Source organism: Croceicoccus sp., assembly GCF_983967925.1.
In genome coordinates this window covers 1-23,348 of record NZ_CFETID010000035.1, presented here as the reverse complement: position 1 = coordinate 23,348, position 23,348 = coordinate 1, and the positions used below count along the sequence as shown (strand labels likewise).

Here is a 23,348-nt window from a genome sequence, read left to right as displayed (position 1 = left end):
AGGCGCATTTTCAAAGGACCACGGCGCGCTGATAATACGCATTATGTAAAACCAAGTTTTTTCTTTAGGTCCGTGGTGTTTTGATGGCTTGATCAGACAAATTGAGAACAGTCTCCGGAGCGCCGCCTTCACAAGCCGGCGATCAGTGCAAAAGCCATTCTCGCCTGCATCTCTCCCAAGCCACCTTAGGCATTACCTCGAATGCAGCCCTTCCAGTTACGATGATATACTTCTGCCGTATTAATATGAAAACCTGCTCGCTGCCTATAACTTGCGGCGCATAATAAGACGTTCCCAAACCTTCTGACAGATATACCCGATCGTGAAAAATATTAGAGAATAAAGCATCTTTACTAAAAAATTAAGCGTAATGCTTTCAACCGTAAATTCAATATGTCTCTCAATAGACGTCAAAGCTGGATTATTGGTCATAAAAAGACACGATACTGTAATTATTGACGCAGATAACGGTGCGATTGTCAGACCAATAGACCACCGATCCGAAGACCATCCCAAAATGAATAGAGTGAGCCACGCGATAACGATCATCTTACCTCTCCCTTCTGGTAAATCTTCAACTTTATTGCCCTCGAATTTGATATTCAGGCCGTGGTCGCGGTGCTCCTTTCCGTGAGGATCACAATGTCTTACTCGCTGCACGCGCTAGCATTCTGTCGAAACCTCAATGATTACGACTTAGTTTTCCAGAGTGTCTAGCACCGCCGTCTCTTTAATCCCCTTTGTAGTTCTCATAACTGTCTATGTACTCTGTTCTATCGAACTCTGCGCATATGTTTCTAATATGATGTTAAAAACTCGACTGACAAACCTAATATCTAAAATTTCCATTAGAGGTTGGCCGGATTATCAACTACCTGTGCAATGAACCGTAGGAAGCGCGCCGCGTCGTCTCCATTGATCACGCGGTGATCATAGCTGAGCGATAGTGGCATCATCTGCCGGGGTTCAAATTCTTTTCCAGTCCAGTGCGCCACATTGCGCATCGGCGTGACGCCAAGGATCGCCACTTCTGGCGGATTGATGATTGGCGTAAAGGACGTACCTCCGATACCGCCCAGCGAGGAAATGGTCATCGACCCGCCTTCCATCGCGGCCATAGGCAAGCCCTTTTCACGCGCTTGCTTGCTGGTCGCGCTAAGCTCGGCGGCCAATTCGTCGACAGTCTTGCGATCGGCGTCGCGTAGTACGGGGACTAGCAGTCCAAGAGGTCCGTCGACCGCGATGCTGATATTGAAATACCGTTTTCGGATCAATTCCTTCCCGTCTTCGGATAGGGAGCTGTTGAACTGCGGGAACTGCTGTAGTGCTACGACCAGCGCCTTGATTAGGAAGATCAGGGGAGAAATCTTGCGATCCGGGCCAAAACTTGCCCGAAATGCTTCCAACGCGGTGACATCAAAATCGTCATTGTGAGTGACATGCGGGATGGTGTTCCAGCTCGCGGTAAGACGCTTCCCTATAACACGTTGAAAATTCGATGTGTCCGCAACCTCGACGGCGCCAAACTGACCTAGTTAATCCTTCATATCTATAGCTTTGCTGCGTTACTTTCGTTCCAAGGTAGCCATATCGATCACAAACCGATATTTTGCGTCGTTGCGCTCCATGCGTCCAAAGCCTTCGTTGATGTCTGCCATGGCGATCAATTCGCATTCTGGCAGGATTCCGTGGTGGGCACAGAAATCCGGCAGTTCCTGTGTTTCGACGATGCCGCCGATCATCGATGCGGAAAGGGAGCGTCGCCGCATCAGCAGATTGCCCGAATGAAAGCGGGGTACCATGTCGATCGCGCCAATCAGCACCACAATTCCGTCGCGCCCGACAAGGTTGAGGTAAGGTGTCATGTCGTGAGCTACGGGGATGGTGTCGAGTACAAGGTCGAACCGCCCGAATGCCGCTTGCATGGCATCGGCATCTTTCGACAGCAGCACATCATGCGCACCCAGTGCATGGGTCAACTCCACTGCAGTTCGAGGCGCGGGACAAAGGTTATATTGCCGACGAAGTAGGACGGCGCGAACCCGTCCTTGAATCGGAACTGCGGAATTTCCGCGAGAAAGACCTCAAGCGCCGTCTGAAGCTCGAACCGGGCAAGATGCATGCCGAGGCATTTGTGGATGCCTCCGCCAAGTGCAATGTGAGGAGCCTTACGGTCGAAGCGCACTTCGGAAGGGTTGTCGTGCTGTTCGGGATCCTGATTGGCGACAGGGGTGCAGACCGATACATATTCGCCCGGCATAATTTTCTGACCATGTATTTCCAATTCGCGCGTCGCAATGCGGAATGCCGTAACCGGACCATAAACCCGCAGGAACTCCTCGACCGCTAGGACAATCTTGTCCGGATTTTCGCGTAGTTCCTTCTGCTGATCGGGGTGGCGTGCGAGATGACAAAAGATGTTGCCAAGCATCGTCGTAACCGTGTCGAGGCCGCCGAGGAACAGGTTGAAGCAGTGGCCAAGCACCTCCTCGTCGTTCCATTTGCGGCCGTCGTCGACCTCGAAATCGAAGATGCGGGTGATGTAATCGTCTCGTGGATTGGCACGGCGGTCGGCGATTTCGCCGCGAAGGTAATCGACCACATGCGTTACCGCGGCGACGCGCACTTTCCAGTCATTGGTGTGGAGCATGTCCTTTTCCCAGACGAGGAATTCGGCCATCCGATCCTGCGGCAAACCCAGAAGATCGAGCACGATGAAGATCGGGAAGCGTTCCGAAAACTCGTTGACGAAGTCGCAGGACCCGCGGCCCTTAAATACATCGATAAGGTCATGCGCGCGGCGACGCAGATCGTCCTTCATTGCCGCCATCTTCTGCGGCGAGAATTGGGGGTTGAGCGCCTTTCGATAGAAGGTGTGGCTCGGCGGATCAATTTCCGTAGGCACCACCAGCCAGTTTTCATCGATGCTTTGCGACCACTGCCCCATCCCGTTCTTGGTAAAATTTTCGGGATCGCGCAGCAGTGCCATCGTGTCTTGATAGCCGGTAAGTAGCCATCCCGGCTTGTCGCCGGGGAAAATGTTCGTGACATAGGTGATTGGCCCCAGAGACTTGTGCATTTCGGGGATCATCTTTTCCTGTGGGCAGTCCTTGACTTCCTCACGTGCGAAAAACGGAAGGCGCATCGCCTTTTTGGCGGGTACATGGGCCGGGATTTCCTGGGTTGCAGCGCTAGCCATCCGATTTCTCCACCATTCTTGTTTTTTTGCCGCCGCTTCGGGTCATCGATAACCCTGCCGACATCTTGCGGGCCTGCGCGACTGAAGATTGACGCGTCCTATAGCGGCCGACGATGTGCCCTCACGCCCCAGGTAAAAACCTCTCTTAAGATAGGTATGCGCAGCCGAACCACATCGTGCCGTTGCACCAACATCGTCGTTCAGCCCCAACAGCAACCGGCCATCGGGTAGGTTGCATACCATCTAAGGGCACGCACTTTCCGCGATAAGCAGGAGCGGCATACGGAGAGGATGATGGATCGCCTAAAAGGTAAGGTCGCGATCGTGACCGGCGGTGGCAGCGGAATCGGCGATGCCAGCGCCACGATGTTCGCTTCGGAAGGCGCGACCGTCGTTGTCGCCGACATCGTCGCGGAAAGTGCAAGGCGCGTTGCCGATAGGATCGTTGCCAACGGCGGTCAGGCGATGGCGATGACGGTGGACATCGGTGATACCGAAGCTGCCAAGACTATGATCGATACAACCGTTTCGCAATTTGGGCGGGTCGACGTCTTGTTCAACAACGCCCTGTTCGTGAACTCCGAAATGGCGATGCGCGATGCCGACTTTCTGGCCTTTGACCCGGAGATATTTCTCGCCAATCTAAGGGTGAACGTGATCGGTGCGGTGATGGCCAGCAAGTTCGCCATTCCCTATATGCTGGAACAGGGCGGCGGATCCATCATCGCGACGTCGTCGGGCAGTTCGCTTGGCGGAGACGTTACGGCGTATAGCTACGGATCGTCAAAGGCCGCGCTGAACTGGTTCGTTCAGGCAATCGCCGCGACTTATGGCAAGCAAGGGATCCGCAGCAACGCAATCTTGCCTGGCCCAACCCAGACCCCGTCCAAGTTAAAGTGGTCCACGCCAGAAATGGACGAGGCTTTCATTGAGGTGCTCAATACACCTTTCATAGGCGAGCCAGAGGATATTGCCGCCATGGCGCTCTTCCTCGCCTCCGACGAATCGAGATATGTCAATGGACAGCTTTATTCGGTGGACGGCGGCCAGAGCTGCACCGTTCCTTTCATAAGCGTTACGCGCAAGATGCAGGCAAAGGCCTGAAACCAGGAGATCGCCTCATGGGTAAGAAGCAAGAAGACTATGTCCGCGAATTCCACGCCGCATGGGGCGATGGCACGGCGGAAACCAAGCCCGACATCGATAAGATCCTGTCGATGATGTCCGACGACGCCGAGTGGCAATTATGGGTGCCGGGCGGACCGGTCATCAAAGGACAGGAAGCGCTTCGAAAGGAGATCGAGCAGCAAAGTAGAGTCGCCACGCATAATAAATGCAACGAAGTCAACATCTTGTCTAACGAACGCATGGTGATGCAGGAACGTTCGGATACCGCCTATATCATGGGAAATTGGTGCCCGCACCAGATGGTCGCGATCTACGAATTCGACGAAGATGGCAAGATCGCGAAGTGGCGCGAGTATCTCGACATGGCCGATCTGACAAAGAAGATGGGCGTGAGCCAGGACTTTGCCGGAACCGACGAACTTTCTGCCTAGGTTCGTCATGATACGGCGCCGGCATGAACGCTAAGCTGCAGCGAATTGTGCCGGATTGCCCAGCTTATCCAAGGACCCAGCGACATGAGCTCTACGAATGGCGATCCGGCCTACAGTGACGAGGCATTGGCGCGCATTCACCTGGTGGTGGAAGAGACAGTCGGCGGTCGCATCGTTTCCTCCCAGCGGCAGGTCCGCTGGCGGCCTGCGTGGTTTGTGGCGGTCGAGAAGGAAGGAGCGACCGAGACCATCCACCTCCGCGGAGACCGGGGCGGCAATGTCGCGATCTTTCCGGACCTGAAGCGGGAGGCCGACATAATCGAAGTGCTCTACGATCACGGCATCCCCGTGCCGCAGGTCTATGCTTATGTCGCTGATCCGCCGTGCATTGTCATGGAATCGATCAAGGGCACACGGGACCTGTCAGATCTGACCGACGATGAGAAACGCAACGTCGGACGTGAATACATGCAGGCCGTGGCCGCCATGCACGCCCTGCCCCTTGAGCCATTTGTCGCTATCGGTATGGACCGACCGGAAGAAGCTCAAGCCATCGCTTTGGTTGGGCTTGAGGCATATATGCCGCAGTACAGGCGCACGAAAGCACGGCCCGAGCCGCTGCTCGAGTTCGTCATCCAGTGGATCCGCCGCAACGTCCCTCGCCACCGCGACAAGGCCAGCTTTATCCAGTTCGATTCGGGCCAGTTTCTTGTCGAGGACGGCAAGATGACCAAGCTCTACGATTTCGAATTCAGCATGATCGGCGACCCCATGGTCGACCTTGCCACAATGGGCATGCGCAATACCATTGAGCCGTTAGGCGCACCGCTGCCCGAACTCGTGCGATATTACGAGGAAGCGAGCGGACAGCCGGTGGATCACGACGCGATCCTTTTCCATGTGCTTCAGTTCTCGCTGCTAGGTACGATGCAGTTCACCGGCACGGTGGCAAGCCCTGAACCGGCTGATCCCCACTCCGTCTACCTACAGTTCGATCTCGCCCTGCGCCGCTCGATCCTGTTGGCCCTGTCGAAGCTCGCCGACGTTCCCTTGCCGGATCTCCCCGAACTTCCACGGCGCAAGGGCGATCATGCTGCCTTGATGGCCAAGCTTGCCGATACAGTCGGCTCGATCACCCCGTCGGATGAGCTCGCGGGGTCCCAAAGGGCTCAAGCCCTCGAACTTGTGGAGTGGGCGGAGCGTGCTGATGCCTACGGGGCGGAGGTCGTCAGGCAGGATATTGCCGATGTAACGCAGTTGTTGGGAGAACACTTCGCCGACTGGCCCAGCGCTGAGGCGGCGCTGGAACATCGCGTTCTGGAAGCCGGACCTGATCAGGACATGGCGCTGATCCAACTGATCGCGCGGATCGAGGGGCGCCGCCTTCGACTGTTCGGGCCGACTTCCATCGGCGAGGCTGCGCTGAACGTCCGACTGCCGCAGACCCGCTGATGCTGGCAGCGATCATCAGTGAATTGGGCGGCGATCCGGTAATCAGGGAGTTTCCGGCTCCCCCCGCGCAGCCGGGCACCTCGATTGTGCGCGTTCTTGCGGCCGGGTTACAGCCGACCGACATCATGCGGTCGAAGGGCGTCTATAATCCGCCCAGTCCCCCTATGTTATCGGAGGTGAAGGAGTCGGCTTACTTGAGGACGGTCGGCGCGTTTATTTCGGGCACTCGATCGCGGGCTATGGCTCGGCCTGCGAGTGGACTGCAGTAGCTGACGAGGAAATCTGGCCCTTGCCCGAAGATGTCCAAGCAGAGCAGGCTATTTCGCTAGCCATATCGGGAACCGGCGCGCTGATCCCCCTCCAAGAGGCCAAGGTGAAGCCCGGGGAAACCGTACTGGTGCTGGGCGCAACCGGCCCGCTTGGCCAGATCGCATTGCAAGTGGCGAGGCAACTGGGTGCAGGGCGAGTTGTGGGCGCGGGACGTAGCGCCGATGCGCTGTCCATCCTGATCGACCGCGGTATCGCCGACGCGGTCGTCCAAATAGGAACCGGAAATGACGACGCCGCACTGAGCGTTGCCGGTCCATTTGAAATTGTTCTCGACTGCGTATTCGGCGCTCCCGCCCAAGCGGCGGTGCGCGCGATGGCGGCGGGAGGGCGCATGATGAGCATCGGCGTCGGAGCCGGCATGCACCTCACCGTCTCGCTGGCCGAACTGGTCGGCAAGTCGGTTCACGGCATTGGCACCGGGCAGAGACCGGTCGCCGAGCGCCGCGCCGCTTTCGACCGTTTGATTGCATGGCATCGAGAAGGAAAGCTTTCGGTGTCAATTCGGTCATTCCCACTCGAACGCATTGCCGAAGCCTGGGCGCTGCTGAGTGACAGTTCTCACGGCAAGGTGGTGCTGCATGTGGACCAAGCCTCCCGTTCGCACAGCAATTCCATCGCCCAATAAACAGGAATAACCCCATGCCTGGGCCGAATTGAAGCCCCACGGTGTCGATGTGCTGGCTCTCCTTTTTCGGATCGCCGATACGCCCAAGCTGCGCGAGACGCTGCCCGCTAGAACATTCCAATAGACGCTACAGGTGCTGTAGCTCCAGAGCGCCTGACGTACTAGGCGATCCGCGCCCTTCCCGACGTAACTGTCTACAATTTCGACGATGATGGCGCCGATTGATCGCGCCGGACAACCCCTCCCCTCGATAGGTCAGAATGGTAGCCGCCCCGTGCACATCAAGCCCAAGGCGGCGATAGCGACCGCCAAAGGGAGGTATGGATGCGCATCAGGACCCTATCCACTCGCACTGTCGTTTCCGTTCTGCTTTCGACCACTATCGCCGCCCAAGGGGCTTTCGCGCAAGACGCGACGGTGGACGATCAGGCAAGGGACGACGACAGTTCTGCCAAAGTATTCGGGTACGGGGATGAGATCGTCGTTACCGCTCGCCGTACTGAAGAGGACATCCAGTCGGTACCCGTGTCAGTCACGGCATTTAATGCCGATACCCTGCGCAGCGCCACGATCCGCGACACACAGGATCTGCTGGTCAAAACCCCTGGCATATTTCTTGCCGGTTCGGGAGGGCGCGAAAACACCAACTTTTCGATCCGCGGCCAATCAAAGGCGCTCGCGGGGAACAGCGCGCCGGGGGTAATCAGCTATTTCGCCGAGGTGCCCGCGCCAACGCTTGGGTCCAGCATCCCGACTTACGACCTTTCGTCGGTGCAGGTGCTGAAGGGCCCTCAGGGCACCTTGTTCGGCCGTAATACTACCGGCGGCGCGATCCTCTATTACCCGACAGCTCCGAATTTCGACATCGGCGGCTACGTGACCGCGACTTACGGTAACTACGATACGCGCATCCTGGAAGGCGCTCTGAACATTCCGGTGGTCGCCGACATCGCCGCGTTGCGCGTGGCGGGGCAGTACCAGAAGCGTGACGGGTGGACGAAGAACATCGGCATCGGCGACGATGCCGACGATTTAAACTCGCGCGCATTCCGCGCGTCCCTCCTGCTCGAACCTTTTGACGGATTCAGCAACACTATGATTTTCGATTACTACCGCAACCGTTCCACCGGCGGCGCGTCGGTGCTCTACAACGTACTGGATGGACCCAACGCGCTGACCGCCACTGGTACACTGGCGGCCGCACAAGAGCAGCTGGCTCTGCAAGAGGCTCGCGGGCCGCGGGTTATCAATTCGGATGTCGATGCCTTCGAACGCGTAAAGCGGATCGGCGTGACCAACCGGACGGAAGTCGAATTTGGACCTGACGTAAGTTTCGTGAACATCTTCGGGTACCGCAGTACCGATGTCGACTATTTCTCCAGTGTCGATGGACTGCCGACCCTTATTTCGGACGGGTCAGGCGCAATTCCGGCCGGACTTCCCGTTACCGTGGTCGGGGGCCGACAAACGTCTGACGTCGAACAGTTCTCCAACGAGGTGCAGTTCAAGGGCAAGCTGATCGATGACCGGTTGGACTGGCTGGTTGGTGGATTCTATCTAAAAAGCAAGCCGGTCGGGCCGAGCGGAACCTATATTCCCGTGTTTATCCTGCCAGGAATTACGGACGCGCCATTCAACTACAGCTTCTATACAGAAGAGAGCAAGGCGCTCTTCGCCAATCTCGGCCTGTCGCTGGATGGCATGACAGATGGGCTTCGTCTCAATGCGGGGTTCCGGTACACTTGGGACGACATCGAGGCGTGCGTCGGCGGCGGCACCACGAACCAACCGGAAGTCTCTCCGGCGGAATGCCGTGCAGGAACGAGCGATATCGTCAATTCAAGCATCAACGAGACCTCGTCCAAGGCACCGACGTGGACGCTGGGTCTGGATTGGCAGATCGACCCGGATCTATTTGTTTATGTAGTCACCCGCCGCGGTTACCGCGCAGGCGGCATCAATACCCCTACGCTTGCGGGGCTCCTTACGCCTTACCAGTCATTTGCGCCGGAAAAAGTTACTGACCTCGAAGCGGGCGTTCGTTCCGATTTCGAAGCGGGAGACCTGCGTGTCCGACTGAATGCGTCACCCTTTATCGGTTGGTACGACAACGTACAGGTGCCGATTTCCGGCCTGAATACCAACGCCGCATGCGGCACCGGGCCGGGTGGAAGCAATCCCCCCTTCTCTTCGCCCGATGGCGATTGCGATGCTTCTAACGACCCCAGTGGCGGCACGTTGCTAGTCAATGCGGGCAAGACACGTGTGGCAGGTATCGACCTGTCGGCTCGGGCCGCGCCCAGCCAGTCCCTCTCCTTCGATATCGGAGCCACATTCCTCGACCTGAAGTCACGCTCACTTACCGTCGAGCCATTTCTGGCCGCCTATCTTGCTACCCCGGAAGTGCCCTTCAACCTTGTGCCGACGACCACGGTGACCGCCGGTGTAGACTGGACCCTGCCGGTTCCGGACGCGTTCGGGACGTTCAAGTTGGGGGCAGACTACTACCACTCCAGCAAGGTAAGCTCCTCTGACGCGATCCTGCCTGCCTATGACCTCGTAAACGCCCGTCTGGACGTCGAAGGCATTGCCGGTAGCTCGATCGATGCGGCATTTTTCATGCGCAACGTCTTCGACAAGGAATATCTGGCCTCTTCGAACGTCGGATCGAACGCACTGGGTATTAACAGCGGGTTCTATGGCGCGCCCCGCACGTATGGTGTCGAACTGCGGGTCACGTTCAGAAAATAGCATCGCTTGGTGTCGACGTACGGTTGCCTTTGCAACGCCCGCCCAGGTTCTCGGAGGAATCGAATGCAGTGACGTGCCTTTCGTAAGAAAGGTTCATCGCCGCTCGGCGCCATCCAACCTGAATGAAAATAAAGAATCCGACCGCGCTATGCACCTGCGCGCGCAATGCCGGCCTGAGCAGTTTGGAGTGGAGTGTCCAATGAATAGAGAGATGGAACCGCATATACGCGCGATCTACAGCGAGTGGAATGCCAATAATCTTGGCGGCGTATTAGCTGCATTCGAGGCTTTGGGTCCTGGCGGCTTCACGGTCGAATATGTCGGCAGCGAACCTATCGAAGGCAAAGCGGCTGTCCAGGAGATGTGGGAGACATACGGCCCAAGCTGCACAACCGAACTCGTGCATTTGCTGGTCAATGGCAACGAAGCCGCGGCCTTGGTGCATAACATCATTGCAGGCGAGACGGGCCAAACGGTTCTGCCCAGCATCGAAACCTATCATGCCGACGGGGATATTCTGCGCGTAAGATACTTCCACAGGGATCCCGCGAGGTGAGTGCCCAAGAAAAGCGAACGACAGGCGAACTTCGATGAAATCCGGAGAGCCACCTCGGTCGGCGACCCCTTCCCCCGCATATAGCTGGTACGTTCTTGCCATTTTGACGGCGGTTCAGACCACCCACGGTATCGACCGGGCAATCATCGGCCTGATCCTTGAACCGATGGGTCGGGAGTTCGGATTGAGCGATGGCCGGCTCGGCGTTCTTGCGGGATTTGCTTATGGTATTTTCTTTGCGATGGCCGCGATTCCGTTCGGCGTCGCGGTCGATCGCTTCAATCGGCGCAATATCATGGCTGCCGCGTTGACCGTCTGGAGCGCCTCGACCGCGTTCTGTGGTCTTGCGGTCGGATTTTGGTCGATGTTCGCCAGCAGGGCCGTGGTCGGGATTTCGGAAGCGGCCGGATCGCCGACCGGTATTTCCATTCTCAGCGATTATTTCGACAAGAACCGCCGCGCTACGGCAATCGGCATCTGGTATCTCAGTTCGGGTGTAGGTTTGGCGATAGCCTTCGTCGCGGGCGGCGCGATCGTGCAAAATTTCGGGTGGCGCTGGGCATTCATTGCGGCGGGTATTCCAGGCATCCTGCTAGCGCCGGTCCTGCTGTTCGGCGTGCGCGAACCGGTGCGTGGGGGCATGGACGCCAGCGAATATCCGGCCAGCAACGAACTTGCGACGAAGACCGGTCTGCGTTCCCGCATCGCCGAATTGCTGGCGCGGCCCGGACTTGCCCATTGCATCTTCGCAATCATTCTGATCGCCACCGGCATCTATGGGATGAGTACATGGCTGACGACATTTCTCATTCGTGTGCATGGCATGCCGATTGCCGATGCGGGACTTCTCATCGCCATATCATATGGGGTACTTGGCTCGGCGGGCGGCCTTGCCGCTGGATGGGCGGTGGATCTGCTGAACCGGCGCAGGGGCGGTTTCAATCCTGTTCGGACCGCACTGTTCGGGGCGATGATCCCCTTTGCCACTGCATTGACGGGGCTTGGGACGGTATATTTCGACAATCTCGGGCAGGTTATCGCAGCCATGCTGATGTGTGGCTTCTTCAGCGCTTCCTATAACGGGCCGGTCTATTCCGTAATCGTCCACCAGGCGGGACCGCGCCTGCGCGGCCTAGCCGTATCGCTGGTGCAATTGGGGGCCAACCTTATCGGGGTGGGCGCCGGCACCTATCTGATCGGCGCCGTAAGTGAAGCAGTTGGCGGGACGAGAGGCGTCGCCTGGGGCATCGGCTTTGCGATGATCTTCGTGGCCTGGGGGGGATTGCACCTTCTGCTGGCTACGCGGTCCATCCGGATCGGACAACAGGGCACGGAACTGGCTGCCGCCGATTAGCAGATTCTACTAAAGGGAGGGAAACATGCGAGAATTCGATCCCGAGATACGGGACCCGCTAGACGATTTCGAAAAGCGCAAAGTGACGCTCCTGGGAAAGACCAAGACCGTCTATGTGGCCGGAAGCGGTCCCGCCGTAATCGTGATGTCCGAAATTCCCGGGATCACACCATATGTGGCGCGTTTCGCCCGCTGGGTCCGCGATGCGGGGCTGACGGTGTACATGCCCTCCTTGTTCGGACGCGACGGTGAGATGCCCGGCGCCGGTCAGGCCATGCTGACCGTGGCGCGCGCCTGTATCAGCCGCGAGTTCCATGCTTTTGCCTCGAACTCCTCAAGCCCGGTGACGAAATGGCTGCGCGCGCTGGCTGCCGAAGCGCACCGTGAATGCGGCGGAAAAGGCGTTGGCGCGATCGGCATGTGCTTTACCGGCAATTTCGCCTTGTCCATGATGCTGGAAAAGGCGGTGGTCGCGCCCGTGCTGTCGCAGCCTTCGATGCCGATGCACAATGGTTCGGGCCTGCACATATCTCCCGAGGATCTCGCGAAGGTGAAGAAACGCATGGAGACCGAAGACCTTACGGTCCGCGCCTATCGTTTCGAGGGTGACACGTTCTGCCCGGCACAACGCTTCGCAGCCTATGAGAAGGCGCTGGGCGATCGCTTCGTCGGCACCGTATTGCCTGACAGCGCAGCAAACCCGGAAGCCCCTCTCAAAACGCCGCACAGCGTTGTAACCTTGCACCTGATTGATGAGGCCGATCAGCCTACTGTGACTGCACGAGACGAGATCATCGAGTTCTTCCGCTCAAGCCTTTTCATGGACGGGCCCGAAAGCCGTGCTAACGCGGCAGGCGGTTAACCCAAGTGGCAATGACCGATCAGCCATCTTCGCGGGACGTTCCGGTAGGCAGCCGCTCCTCCGTTGATCCTGCACAATACATCAGGTTGACGTGAGACGCACCGCCTGCGCCGATTAGGCATACTTTATTCCCGTGCAACGCACGGTCATCACACTCCCGACCCGAAACCGGCTCCGGTGCGGCGGGGCATTGGCGCGACCAGCCATAGGCGCGCTCATGATCAGGAGGATGCTTTGACCGATCAAGTCTTGGACCAGAAACTCGATACGCAGTCCTACGAAGTGCGCGATAGTTACTTCGGACAGCCTTACATCGATCGCGACGAATATCGCGAGAAGCCCTATCCCCATCGCAACGTACACGGCGGTTTCGAGAATACCGATACAAGGTTCACTTTCTATTTTCCCGCCAAGGAAGAATGGGGCGGACGCATGTATCATCCCCTGGAGGGTGCGCATGCCGGGCATGAAGAGGCATTCGCGGGCGCGATGGGCGAACTGCTTGGCGGACTTGAAATGATGGTCGGCCTTGGCGGGTATATGGTGGAATCGAATAGCGGCCACATCGGGGACGACATCGATCCGCGCGCAGGAGTGGACCCGGGCCTCTACGGCTATCGCGCCAGCGTGGAAAGCGCCCGCTTCTCCAAGTATGTTGCCCGACAGATTTACGGGCGCGAACCCGATTACAGCTATGTCTGGGGCGGCAGCGGAGGTGGACGCCGGTCGCCTCTGTGTCTCGAATATTGCGGCGGCGTCTATGATGGCGCCCTGCCCTTCATGGGCGGCGGAAACGTCGAGCCACACGGCACGAATTCAAGGGTCCGCAGCGAGCAGCCGGTTCACTTCGGAGCGATGTTCAATGTTCAGCGCCTTCTGCGGGGCGAAAAGCTGGAACGGGTTATCGATGCCATGCAACCCGGCGGCAGCGGCAATCCGTTCGATGGGCTGTCGGTCCACGAACGAGAGGAACTCGCCAATCTCTACCGTCTCGGATATCCGCGCGGCGACGAATTCATGATTGCTAAGCCGATGGGGCAAATCTGGCTGTGGACCTCGATCGCCGGGATGCTGCTGGAAGAGGATGCCGAATATTTCCACAATTTCTGGAGCGAGCCCGGCTACATCGGGCATGACGAGCGCCAATGGATAGAGCATGATCTGATCGACGCGCAGGCCCGGATCACGCGCATCATCACCGTACAGGACATGATGGGTGAGGAATTCTCGGGACCCGAATTCGCCGATGCCAAGCCGATGGCGGTCATGCGCGCCTCATCCACTGGAGAGTGGGATTTGCCGATCGGGATCGAGGTTGACGGGCTGTCTGGCGGATACCGTCAGGGCGCAGGCGTCAGGATCGAAACCGGAGATATTGCAGGCCGGCAACTCTATTGCATGCAAAGCGTCGGCAACATCTTCTTTTGCGACGGACGGGCCGAAGCCAATCTGGAACGGTTCCGCGGCGCGAAAGCCGGAGACTTGGTGCACATCGACAATCACGCGTTTCTCGCGTTCTGCTACATGTATCGCTACCATTTGTCGAATGACGCGCTGAACGATTTCCTTCGGGTGGACGGTCAACCGGTCTTTCCCCAACATGGCGTGCCGCTGGCCTCTCCCTTGATGGGTGTACCCTACTCGGGTCAGTACGAAGGCAAGTTGCTTTGGATCCACCACACGCATGACGCGTCGCTCTGGCCGCCCCAAGGGGTCATCTACAAACAGGCGGTGGAGCAGGCGCAAGGGCCGGAGAAAGCGCGGGATAAATTCCGCCTTCAGTGGACTGAAAATGCCGAACACGTTCCCCCCATGCTGCTGCCCAGCCATGCACGGCGGGCAACGACCACCTGGCTGATCGACTATATGCCTTCCATCGAGCAGGGCCTGGTCGATCTGGCAGCCTGGGTCGAAAAGGGCGTCGAGCCGCCTGAAACGAGCTATTCGTTTGCAGACGGCAAGGTCAGTCTGCCCAAAACTGCGTTGGAGCGCGGAGGAACGCAGCCCGTCGTGCGAGTGCAGGCCAATGGTGCGCCATTGGCCGAAGTATCGGCAGGGGAAGACGTCACCGTCGTCGTAGACGCGGAGGCACCGCCACAGGCCGGAACCTTTACGCAATTGCATTGGGCAACAAACCCAAGCGGCACGTTCGATCGTGAAAGCAAGGTCGAACCTGGCAAGACCGCCTTGAGCGAAACCATTTCCTGCCGTTTCGCTCAGCCTGGTACCTATTTCGTAACCGCCCGCGTGCGGCTTAACCGGGAAGGCAATCCAAACGCTCGGCGCCAGATCGAAAATCTAGCATCTGCGAGAATTATCGTGCGCTGACCGCGCGCACCCTTGAAATGAAGAAGGGAGCCGCACGCCTTGTACGGCTCCCTTCTTTTTCGTTATTGCGCCGAAGTCAGCTTACTACGACGCGTACCGATGCCACATTTTCAAGCCTGCGCTGCTTAGCCCCCAAGTCGCCGTCGCGATGGGCCGTAACCCTAACCGACGGGAAATAAATTCCCGGTGCATCGAAAACATGCTGGCCCCTTGCCTCCACATGTGACTGCCCGGCGGCGATGTCGTTGGACAAAGGATAGACCCCCTTGCCGTCGAAGTCCCATTCGACGGCGATAATCTTGCCCCCCGACGGCGCTTCCGCGCTGGCCATAAGTTCGACGTTTTCGCCCACCTTCGTTTTTAGCTCTCCTCCAGCGGGTGATGCGATGTGGACCACGGGTTGGATGCCTCCGCGCTCCGCGGCATCGGGCGGCAGGACGATTTTGCCATCGACAAACGCAAACGAGGTTCCTGCCGGTTCCACCCCATTCTCAACCCAGTCGATCAGGTCCGCAAGGCTCTGCTCTATTATCCCTTGAGAATTGACCAGCCAATTGGCGCCCGAGCGGTTGGGTTGCGGCGGCACCATGTTGGGCGGGGTGTGCTCAGCATTTTCGGTCCAGCGTATGCGGAAATTGTCCCGCAATCCTGCTTTACCCTGCGCGTGTTCGACCGCTCGATGATAGCTCAAGCCCTGGGGCGGCCATAGTGATGTGTCATGCGTCGCATGGATCCACATCACCTTCCCATCGAACTGGCCCGAATAGGGCACGCCCATCAAGGGCGAGGCAAGCGGCACGTCATGTTGCGGAAAAATCGGCTGTCTGTCCACGCGAAGGAAATCGCAGATTGGCTCCTCAGACAGATGATATTTGTAATAATAGCAATAGGCGAGGAACGCGCGATTATCGATGCGGACCCGGTCGCCAGGCACGACTCCTGTCAGCCGCTCCAGATTGGCCTCGCCCCGGCCATCGCAAAACAGCATGTCGCTTGCCTCGGCCATGGCGTAGAGGCGGCGCCCCCTCGCTGCGCCGCTTTGCATGTATACGCCCGCGCCCTGCCGATACCCCCCTGCGGGTAAGTCCACTTCAAGGGCCATCGGCAGATCGAGCGTGTGGTTCAGCGTTGCAATAAATATCGCGGGATAGGCGGCAGCCTGTATCGCCGCGTCGGCGAATTCCGGGTTCTCTTTCAAATCACGCGCGGTCAGCACACGTTTGACGGAAACTTCGGTGTCGATCAGGTCGGGTTTAACCCATTGCGGTTCGTCGTGGCCAATATAACCCGGCTTGCTCCAGAAACCGGAGAAATAATCTTCGTCCTCCTCCAGCAGCATGTCCGCGATAGACGTCCACAGCCATATCTGGCCAAAAGGCTGGCTCATCATGAATTCGGCGCCGCGCGGAAAACCCAGCCGGTATAGATTAGCCAGTTCCTCGCGTTGGTGCACGGTCAATCCTTCGAAAGGATTGCCGCTGCCGCCGGGTTGCATTGCATCGATCACCCCGGGCAGCCTGTTACCCAGAAGCCGCCGGACGTTGAACATCAGGCCGAAATGCACCGGCTGTTCACTACGCACACGCGACCGTGTCCCATGGTCCGCGATGTTGCCCCCACCGTGATAAGGAAGGGCGCCTGTGTAGACCCCGGAGCCATATTCGATGCAGGCGGGCGAGCGCCTGCCCCCGCCGCTTCCGCCATAGACATACCCATTCGCCGGTTCGGCACCATATATCTGCTTTGCGAGATGGCGCGACAGGCGCGCGGATTCGATCGCCGCCCGATAGCCATAAAGCGTGGGATCGGGCCCAGCCCTTTCGTCGATATCGTCGCCGATGTGGCCACAATTCGACTCCACCATGTATCCGCCCATTCGAAAGGCCATCGCCATGCCGCCGGAAATCTCCGCGACTGGGCCTTCGCCGAAAATATTCTCATGCCCGGCATGGCCACCTTCCATCGGCTGGAACATTCTACCGCCATATACTTCGATGGCAGGAAAGTAGAAGTTGAAACGCGTATCGGTATTTTCAAACCCGCCATGTATGTTGCGGTGGACACCAGGAGCATCACGTATCTCATCGCGGTCTATATAGGGACGGCCAAAGTACGGATCTTGAGGAATATAAGTTGAAACCTCAACAAGGTCCGGGCCTATCTGTAAGATCGAATTCCTGTTCATGACAATTATTCACCACGCCTGATTGCAATACACCTCCACAATCTAAAGGCTTTGGCCCACGAAAATAGTCGTTCAATTGCAACTGGCTGCGACAATCAGGAGACGGGGGACTCGCAAACCCAAGTCGGTAGCGGACGGCCGGACTTGAGCCGGCCGTCCGTGCGATCAGAAGTCGAACCTGATTTCGCCGCCAAATGTTCGAGGTTCGCCATAGAGATAGGAAACGGAAGCGAACTGCGTCGGGAGCTGGTTATTGCTGCCGACGATATATTCCTCGTCAAAAGCATTTCGCATGAACAGCGCCGCGCTGAACTGGCTGCCGGCGACCCGTTTCCAATCAAGGCGCAAATCCACCCGGGTGTAGCCAGCGCCGATTGCACCCGGAGGGCTTAGATCGGTGATTGGATTGCCGTTTGGCTTGTTGATCGGATCGAATGCGATCTTGCTGCGCGCATAGATGTTCGCAAGGAAGCTGACCTCGCCAATGTCGTCTGGCACGGGAAACTTGAACTTCGGTGCTACCGTAAGCTGATGTTCTGGCGTGTTCGGGAAGTCGCTGTTGCTCAATTCTCCGCGTGTCGGATCGATGTATTCATCGTATTTGGCATCTAGATAGCTATAGCCGGCAGTAATATCGAACAGTCGTGACTGCAGTCCTATTTCCAGGTCAATACCTTGAATGCTGCCTTTGGCTGCGTTTCGCGTGACGGTGGATGCAGGCACCGTGTTCAGATTTATAAAGCGCTGGATATTGGTGTAATCATCATAAAAATAGTCAAGGTTAGCGAACACATCGACCGACCCCAGGTTAAACCGGCTTTTCACGCCAATTTCGTAATCGGTCACATATTCGGGAGCGAAGAGCTGATCCGCAGGATCGATTGCGGTTCCGTTGACACCCCCCGATTTGTAGCCGCGCCGCACCGTGGCATAGGCGCTGAGATCAGGTGTGAATTCATACAGTCCCGCCAGGTTCCAGGTCGTTGCCTTGAATTTGCCGGAACTTTCATTCGGTGTGCCGGGAATGACAAGATCTGCACCCGGACCGAATGCATCTGGAAAGGTCAGGGTCGTCCCCAGCTGAGAAGAGGAACGGAAGTCGCGCGTTTGACGGATTCCTGCCGTGAGCGTCAGGTCGTCTACAGGTTGCAGGTTGAACTCCCCGTAGAAGGCCTTGCTGGTGTTCAGGCTGCCGGCGGCCACATTGATCGCGCCGATCGGCCCTACATATGTGAAAACAGGCCCTAACGGAGCGGCGATATATTGTTCCGTGTCAAAGCCTACGCTTCCCGCCTCGGTGTCATAGCGTTCATCATAGTAGCCGACCACGCCCTCGACGATGCCGAACACACCGCGGAGTTGGATTTCTTCGGTCCTCTGATTGATCCAGTTGGACTGAAACGGGTTGGAAACGCCAAGAACAGGTAATGGCGATCCGTCGAGGTCGCGCAAATACTCATATTTATACCAGCTATAGCTGAAGATGTTTTTCAGCGTGATGGAATTGGTGACGTCGAATGTCGTGATATTGATCAGGTCGCGCGAGCGGAGCCCGTTATGCGTCGGCCAGTCCAGATCGACAACGCGCGGCCCTCGCTGTTCCTGCGCTGCCAGCGCATCCTGAAGCGCGGGCAGCAAGGGTACGCCGGTAAATGTTCCGGGAAGCAGGAAAGTGGGATTGTCCTCCACGATCCCGCCAAGCGATTGCCCTGACCCATCATCGTCGAACTTTGCGTATGAGAATATGGTGTGGTTCTCAAATCCTTCGAACGGCGTCACGACGACGCTGAAACGGACAGATTTTCGATCCTCGTTATCCAGTTTGCCACCATCGAACAGATTTGTCGTAAAGCCGTTCCGATGGAGGAACTGGCCTGCCAATCGCACTTGCACCACGTCTTCGGCGATTGCACCGCCAGCGGCGAATTCCACGTCCTGCCGGCCGTAATCGCCAAGCCTTCCAATGACATAGCCGTTGAATTCGTTGCCGGGCTTTTTTGGAGTAAAAAGGATAGCGCCTCCCGAGGCATTGCGACCGAAAAGCGTTCCCTGAGGACCCTTAAGCACCTGGATATTTTCAAGATCGTAAAACTGTCCCGAGCTCCCTTCGGGGATCGGAACTTCGGCCATATAGGCGACTACGCCGGGCGCGATCTGGCCAAACGTCTGGCCCTGCCCGCGCATCGAGAAGGTAGTAGTGGCCCGGTTTGACGACGTATTCTGGATGCTTAGGCCGGGGGCGACGAATGAGAGGTCATTGGCCGTCTTGACGTTCTTTTCGTTCAGTTCATCTCCGCTGACGGCGATAATCGAAATTGGAACGTCGAGAATGTTCTCCCCAGTTCGCCGCGCCGTCACGATGATCTCTTTGGGACCGTTTTCCGTCGTCTGGCCTGATGCATCGACTGTTGTCTGGGCGAATAGAGTAGTGCTGCTTAATGCCGTGCATGCCAAGGCCAAGGCCAGAGTTTTCATAATCCCTCCCAGCTATTGACTCCTTTCGAGGAGCTTGCGGGAAACGCTAGCGTGGGGCCTTGGCTAAAAAAGACGGCGATTTGGCGATTGAACCTTGGCCGCTGATTTACTTCGCCTTTCCGCTTAAAGAAGGGCACGGCCCAAGGCTTGCACGCAAGAGTTGGGATGGGAAAGCTGGAAAGCCGGAATTAGCCACGGATGTTTTGGCAGACTCTTTTTTTCTCCATCGCCGAAATACGTTGGTCCCCGAACAACCGACCGGATCAGATTTTTGCGGCCGGGAACAGGAAATTGGGACACAGAGGATGCCGATTATGGTAAGATTGACCGCAGGCAGACTGGGCGCGGCATGCTCACTGACCCTGGTATTCGTTCTGGCCAGCTGCAGCACGGCCGATGCGGATTCGATGGCAACGAACGCAAGCGTGCTCGTACCCAGCGCGCAGTCAACAATGGCGCCCGCGGCCGAATGTAATGTGTCGGCAATCCAGGCGATGGCACCTGCCGACACCACCATTGTGTCGGCAGAAGCGATCGTGGAGCCGGTCGCCCATTGCAGGGTCGAGGGTTACGTAACCACGAATGACCCCGGACCCAACGAGGTTAATTTCCGCCTCCAACTTCCCGACAAGGATTGGGCGGGTCGGTTCTATTTCATCGGCCTTGGCGGATCGGCCGGATATGTGCCAACCGACTCGCAGGTTCCCGCTGGCAACCCGTTGAACATGGGCTTCGCGGTCGCAGGAACCGATACAGGTCGGCAGGGCTCGATGCTCGACTGGCGTTTCATGGGCGAAGATCCGGCAAAGGCCATGGATCACGTCCATCGTGGCGGACACGTTGTCACGGTCGCTACGCAGCAGATCACCAAGCAATATTATGACGTCGACTCGATGTATCGATACCATTCGGGCTGCTCGGGTGGAGGACGCATGGGCATGATGGCGATCGATCGCCATCCAGAGGATTACGATGGCGTATTGATCGGGGCGCCAGGCGGTCGCAGCAGCGCCACGCAGCTGAAATTCCTTTACAATACACGTCAGATGATACGCGAACCGGGCGCCTGGCTCTCTCCGGCAAAGCTCCAAATGGCCGAGGGGCACGTATTGAAGGCATGCGACGCACTGGATGGAGCCAAGGACCAGATGATCAACGATCATCGCATGTGCAGCTTCGATTTTCAGACCATCGCCTGCAAGGCGGGCGACGGTGAGGACTGTCTGACTCAGCCCGAAATTCGTAGCATCGAGGCTGTCCTCGAAGGGCCGAGCAGCCCCAAAGGCAAGCTTACGGAAGGCTTCCCGATCTCCAATCTTTCGGTGTGGTCAGGATTCCTCGGGGCCTCTCCGCCGCCGTGGTCGCCAGAGCCCAGTCCGGACAATATGCAAAAGGGCAGTCCCGGTTATGTCATAGTCGACACTCTGGCTCGCGCCTATTTCGGGCAGGAGTATGATGTCCTGAAAGACTTCGACCTGTCGCGACAAAAGGACATAGACGCCTGGTTTGCTGCCGCGAAGCGGCTCGATTTCGGCTACCCCTATAATACCGACCTTCGCCCGTTCCAACGGGACGGAGGCAAGGTCCTGTTCTGGAACGGCGTGAGCGATCCGTGCTGCTCCGACATAGAAACGGAGCAATATTTCCTCGAAGCCGGCAACAAGGCGGATGGAGGCATGGCGGGTTTCCGGGATATGGCGGCCTATTACCGCATTCCCGGCATGGCGCATTGCGGCGGTGGAACGGGCCCCGCCGATGCGCCAGATCAACTATTACGGGAACTAATCGATTGGGTCGAGAAGGGCAAAGCGCCGGGCCCGGTCGTTGCGCATCGAGGGACGGATCGTGCAAAAATGGCGTTCGCCGATCAATCGGGTACCGTTTCGGGCGTCATCGTTCCGCCTCCCACCGGATCGTCACGTGATTTCCTTTTGTGCCCGTACCCGACAGTCGCAACGTTCAAGGGTGTTCAAACGTCCGACGGAGTATATGATGCGGCAAACTGGCAATGCCAAAAAAGATAGAAAAAAGACGCTGCCAGAACTCAGAGCGCATTTAATGCGTCCAATGTCGGGAGACCATGAGGGATATGAAGATTTGCTTCGATTGGGGCGCAATTCATAAAGGACTGGTCTGCGAGCCCAAAAGTCGTGCGACTGCCGCCTTGCTTTGCGCGGAACAGATCCGAGACGAAATCGGCCGACGCGGGTATTCCGCTCACCAACTCGTCGGCAAGGCGCCGGATATCTGCAAACAGTTCGGCTTGGGCCGAGAGACGTTTCTGGAGGCGGCAAGACTGCTTGAAAACTGGGGTGTGGCGCGGATGCGCAGAGGCGCGCAAGGCGGCCTCATCGTCGTCAAAAATGTACAGACGACCCCTACCGCGAAACTGGCGCGCTATTTCCAGCTGAGAGGCCTGAGCAAGGCGCAGGTTCACGAAGCGCGCACGATCCTTAATCTTGCGATACGATATTGCCGCGATTGGCCGGTGGATCAGAGCGGTTCGCTCGATCGCGAGTTTCGCTACTGCATCGGAATGCGGAACCCTTTCACCGACCAGAATGCGAACTATAAACTGAGGTCAGAAATCCCTTGGGAAAATTGCCTGCAAATTTTTGTCGGCGCGATCGACACGGTTGACGCTTGCACCGAGGGCCTGGCCGAGACTGCCGCAGTATACGGTGGCAGTCATAGCCTTGCGGGATATGCAGTCCACCTTCTTGCCGGGGAGATCGCGAGCCTTGACCGTGAGGAACGACACCACACCCGGTCGGAAGCTTCCATAACCGCCAATCTTGGGGTCAGTCGTCAAGTAACCCGCCAGGCAATGCGAATTCTTCAGGACGAGGGTATAGTCCAGTGCCGTCTGGGTCGGAGCGGTGGCGTCGATATCCTTCCCGAACACCCGGCTCATGTGATCCGCCTGCTTAATGCATCATACCGCAAGGCGGGGCTGACACGCGCGGAGTTCTTCCCGCTTCTCTCAATCATAGGCCGCGCGAATCGAATCCTGTGCGGAATGCGAGCGAGCGAGCGCGACTTTAACGACATGACCCGACTTACTGCCGAGCAGAAGTTCGACGAACCTGTCACCCAGATCAAGCGTATCAAGCTGGATTGGGAAATCATCGACAATCCGGTTCTAAGCCTGCTCGAGCAATCTTTGGCTACCTATCGCGCTTCGCTTGCCGGCGAAACGGTAAGCACCGGCTTCGGCAATCTTCAACTCATCGCCGATCGCACTTTGGATCAGTTGAATGCGCTGCGCGCCCGCAATTTCGCGTTGGCCGATAGCCTCGGCCAGCACATCGATGCGGAAATCGCTGTAATAACAGATACGTTCTAGACAAACGGCCAACGCCTGATTTCCCGCGGCCAGCACCTTCCCCGCGCGGCGCGGCACCTTGCGAAACCTGTTATAATACTTCTTCGAGAGGGCGCGGCTATCCTCGTTTTTCGCGGGATCTATATGCTTGATTATCGGCGGTCCTGATAGCGTTGGCCTTTCAGTTTGAGGTTCCGGTCGAAGAACGCGACAGTTACACGCCAGGCAGCGAATGCCTCGGACACTTCCGCTACCTGAGTAAAATAACTATGGCCAAAAGCCATGGCGGACAGTACCCATCCGGTGAGGGCCGCAGCGTGATCGCTAGGAGCCCTTTTTCGGGATGA

The 23,348-nt window shown here is 57.6% G+C and carries 16 protein-coding genes and 1 pseudogene; 11 read left to right on the top strand and 6 right to left on the bottom strand.

Features of this window, described 5'->3' with window-relative positions:
- Nucleotides 1–848 precede the first annotated feature (848 nt).
- The 3 genes and pseudogenes from AC4FIJ_RS14920 to AC4FIJ_RS14910 form a co-directional block, all read right to left on the bottom strand.
- Nucleotides 849–1,502, bottom strand: a pseudogene (locus tag AC4FIJ_RS14920) (2-oxo acid dehydrogenase subunit E2); the annotation flags it as partial.
- 63 nt (nt 1,503–1,565) lie between these two features.
- Nucleotides 1,566–1,979 carry a zinc-binding dehydrogenase gene (locus tag AC4FIJ_RS14915; protein WP_490337451.1) on the bottom strand — a complete coding sequence of 138 codons (414 nt, stop codon included), beginning with the start codon at nt 1,977–1,979 and terminating at the stop codon, nt 1,566–1,568.
- Nucleotides 1,976–3,199 carry a cytochrome P450 gene (locus AC4FIJ_RS14910; RefSeq protein WP_066849766.1) on the bottom strand — a complete coding sequence of 408 codons (1,224 nt, stop codon included), beginning with the start codon at nt 3,197–3,199 and terminating at the stop codon, nt 1,976–1,978. The genes AC4FIJ_RS14915 and AC4FIJ_RS14910 overlap by 4 nt, the downstream gene beginning before the upstream one ends.
- Nucleotides 3,200–3,493: 294 nt before the next feature.
- Here AC4FIJ_RS14910 and AC4FIJ_RS14905 point away from each other — a divergent pair, with 294 nt between their 5' ends.
- From AC4FIJ_RS14905 to AC4FIJ_RS14865, 9 genes are all read left to right on the top strand, one after another.
- Nucleotides 3,494–4,303, top strand: a complete 810-nt coding sequence (locus AC4FIJ_RS14905; RefSeq protein WP_490337450.1) for an SDR family NAD(P)-dependent oxidoreductase — start codon at nt 3,494–3,496, stop codon at nt 4,301–4,303.
- A 17-nt stretch (nt 4,304–4,320) separates the two neighbouring features.
- Nucleotides 4,321–4,758 carry a nuclear transport factor 2 family protein gene (locus AC4FIJ_RS14900; RefSeq protein ID WP_066849763.1) on the top strand — a complete coding sequence of 146 codons (438 nt, stop codon included), beginning with the start codon at nt 4,321–4,323 and terminating at the stop codon, nt 4,756–4,758.
- 84 nt (nt 4,759–4,842) lie between these two features.
- The gene (locus tag AC4FIJ_RS14895) at nt 4,843–6,210 is read left to right on the top strand and encodes a phosphotransferase (protein ID WP_490337449.1); all 1,368 of its coding nucleotides are present in this window, start codon (nt 4,843–4,845) and stop codon (nt 6,208–6,210) included.
- Nucleotides 6,211–6,499: 289 nt separating this feature from the next.
- Entirely contained in the window at nt 6,500–7,165 is a 666-nt protein-coding gene (locus AC4FIJ_RS14890) for a zinc-binding dehydrogenase (protein WP_490337448.1), read from the top strand.
- 324 nt (nt 7,166–7,489) lie between these two features.
- Nucleotides 7,490–9,916: a TonB-dependent receptor gene (locus AC4FIJ_RS14885; protein WP_490337447.1), complete on the top strand. Its 2,427-nt coding sequence runs from the start codon at nt 7,490–7,492 to the stop codon at nt 9,914–9,916.
- Nucleotides 9,917–10,127: 211 nt separating this feature from the next.
- Nucleotides 10,128–10,472 (top strand): nuclear transport factor 2 family protein, encoded by a 345-nt coding sequence (locus AC4FIJ_RS14880; protein WP_490337446.1) that lies wholly within the window; start codon nt 10,128–10,130, stop codon nt 10,470–10,472.
- 34 nt (nt 10,473–10,506) lie between these two features.
- Complete coding sequence (locus AC4FIJ_RS14875; protein ID WP_490337445.1) at nt 10,507–11,826, top strand: spinster family MFS transporter; 1,320 nt, start codon at nt 10,507–10,509, stop codon at nt 11,824–11,826.
- Between the two features lie 25 nt (nt 11,827–11,851).
- On the top strand, nt 11,852–12,688 hold the full coding sequence (locus AC4FIJ_RS14870; RefSeq protein WP_066849741.1) for a dienelactone hydrolase family protein: 837 nt from the start codon (nt 11,852–11,854) through the stop codon (nt 12,686–12,688).
- Nucleotides 12,689–12,865: 177 nt separating this feature from the next.
- Nucleotides 12,866–15,016: a hypothetical protein gene (locus AC4FIJ_RS14865; protein WP_490337444.1), complete on the top strand. Its 2,151-nt coding sequence runs from the start codon at nt 12,866–12,868 to the stop codon at nt 15,014–15,016.
- Between the two features lie 76 nt (nt 15,017–15,092).
- Here the strand turns inward: AC4FIJ_RS14865 and AC4FIJ_RS14860 are convergent, their stop codons facing one another.
- Both AC4FIJ_RS14860 and AC4FIJ_RS14855 read right to left on the bottom strand, forming a co-directional pair.
- On the bottom strand, nt 15,093–17,201 hold the full coding sequence (locus AC4FIJ_RS14860; protein ID WP_490337443.1) for a hypothetical protein: 2,109 nt from the start codon (nt 17,199–17,201) through the stop codon (nt 15,093–15,095).
- A 165-nt stretch (nt 17,202–17,366) separates the two neighbouring features.
- A complete protein-coding gene (locus AC4FIJ_RS14855) occupies nt 17,367–19,676 on the bottom strand; it encodes a TonB-dependent receptor (RefSeq protein WP_490337442.1) in 2,310 nt (769 codons plus the stop codon).
- A 59-nt stretch (nt 19,677–19,735) separates the two neighbouring features.
- Here AC4FIJ_RS14855 and AC4FIJ_RS14850 point away from each other — a divergent pair, with 59 nt between their 5' ends.
- The gene (locus tag AC4FIJ_RS14850) at nt 19,736–21,700 is read left to right on the top strand and encodes a tannase/feruloyl esterase family alpha/beta hydrolase (RefSeq protein ID WP_490337441.1); all 1,965 of its coding nucleotides are present in this window, start codon (nt 19,736–19,738) and stop codon (nt 21,698–21,700) included.
- 56 nt (nt 21,701–21,756) lie between these two features.
- On the top strand, nt 21,757–23,022 hold the full coding sequence (locus tag AC4FIJ_RS14845) for a hypothetical protein (protein WP_490337440.1): 1,266 nt from the start codon (nt 21,757–21,759) through the stop codon (nt 23,020–23,022).
- A 131-nt stretch (nt 23,023–23,153) separates the two neighbouring features.
- Here AC4FIJ_RS14845 and AC4FIJ_RS14840 read toward each other — a convergent pair.
- Nucleotides 23,154–23,348: hypothetical protein (locus AC4FIJ_RS14840; RefSeq protein WP_490337439.1), on the bottom strand; the 195-nt coding region annotated here is incomplete at its 5' end.

Excerpts from the sequence above, each read along its gene's own strand:
- AC4FIJ_RS14910 (WP_066849766.1), bottom strand. The coding sequence starts at position 3,199 with ATGGCTAGCGCTGCAACCCAGGAAATCCCGGCCCATGTACCCGCCAAA.
- AC4FIJ_RS14905 (WP_490337450.1), top strand. The coding sequence starts at position 3,494 with ATGGATCGCCTAAAAGGTAAGGTCGCGATCGTGACCGGCGGTGGCAGC.
- AC4FIJ_RS14900 (WP_066849763.1), top strand. The coding sequence starts at position 4,321 with ATGGGTAAGAAGCAAGAAGACTATGTCCGCGAATTCCACGCCGCATGG.
- AC4FIJ_RS14895 (WP_490337449.1), top strand. The coding sequence starts at position 4,843 with ATGAGCTCTACGAATGGCGATCCGGCCTACAGTGACGAGGCATTGGCG.
- AC4FIJ_RS14885 (WP_490337447.1), top strand. The coding sequence starts at position 7,490 with ATGCGCATCAGGACCCTATCCACTCGCACTGTCGTTTCCGTTCTGCTT.
- AC4FIJ_RS14880 (WP_490337446.1), top strand. The coding sequence starts at position 10,128 with ATGGAACCGCATATACGCGCGATCTACAGCGAGTGGAATGCCAATAAT.
- AC4FIJ_RS14875 (WP_490337445.1), top strand. The coding sequence starts at position 10,507 with ATGAAATCCGGAGAGCCACCTCGGTCGGCGACCCCTTCCCCCGCATAT.
- AC4FIJ_RS14870 (WP_066849741.1), top strand. The coding sequence starts at position 11,852 with ATGCGAGAATTCGATCCCGAGATACGGGACCCGCTAGACGATTTCGAA.
- AC4FIJ_RS14860 (WP_490337443.1), bottom strand. The coding sequence starts at position 17,201 with ATGAACAGGAATTCGATCTTACAGATAGGCCCGGACCTTGTTGAGGTT.
- AC4FIJ_RS14855 (WP_490337442.1), bottom strand. The coding sequence starts at position 19,676 with ATGAAAACTCTGGCCTTGGCCTTGGCATGCACGGCATTAAGCAGCACT.
- AC4FIJ_RS14845 (WP_490337440.1), top strand. The coding sequence starts at position 21,757 with ATGAGGGATATGAAGATTTGCTTCGATTGGGGCGCAATTCATAAAGGA.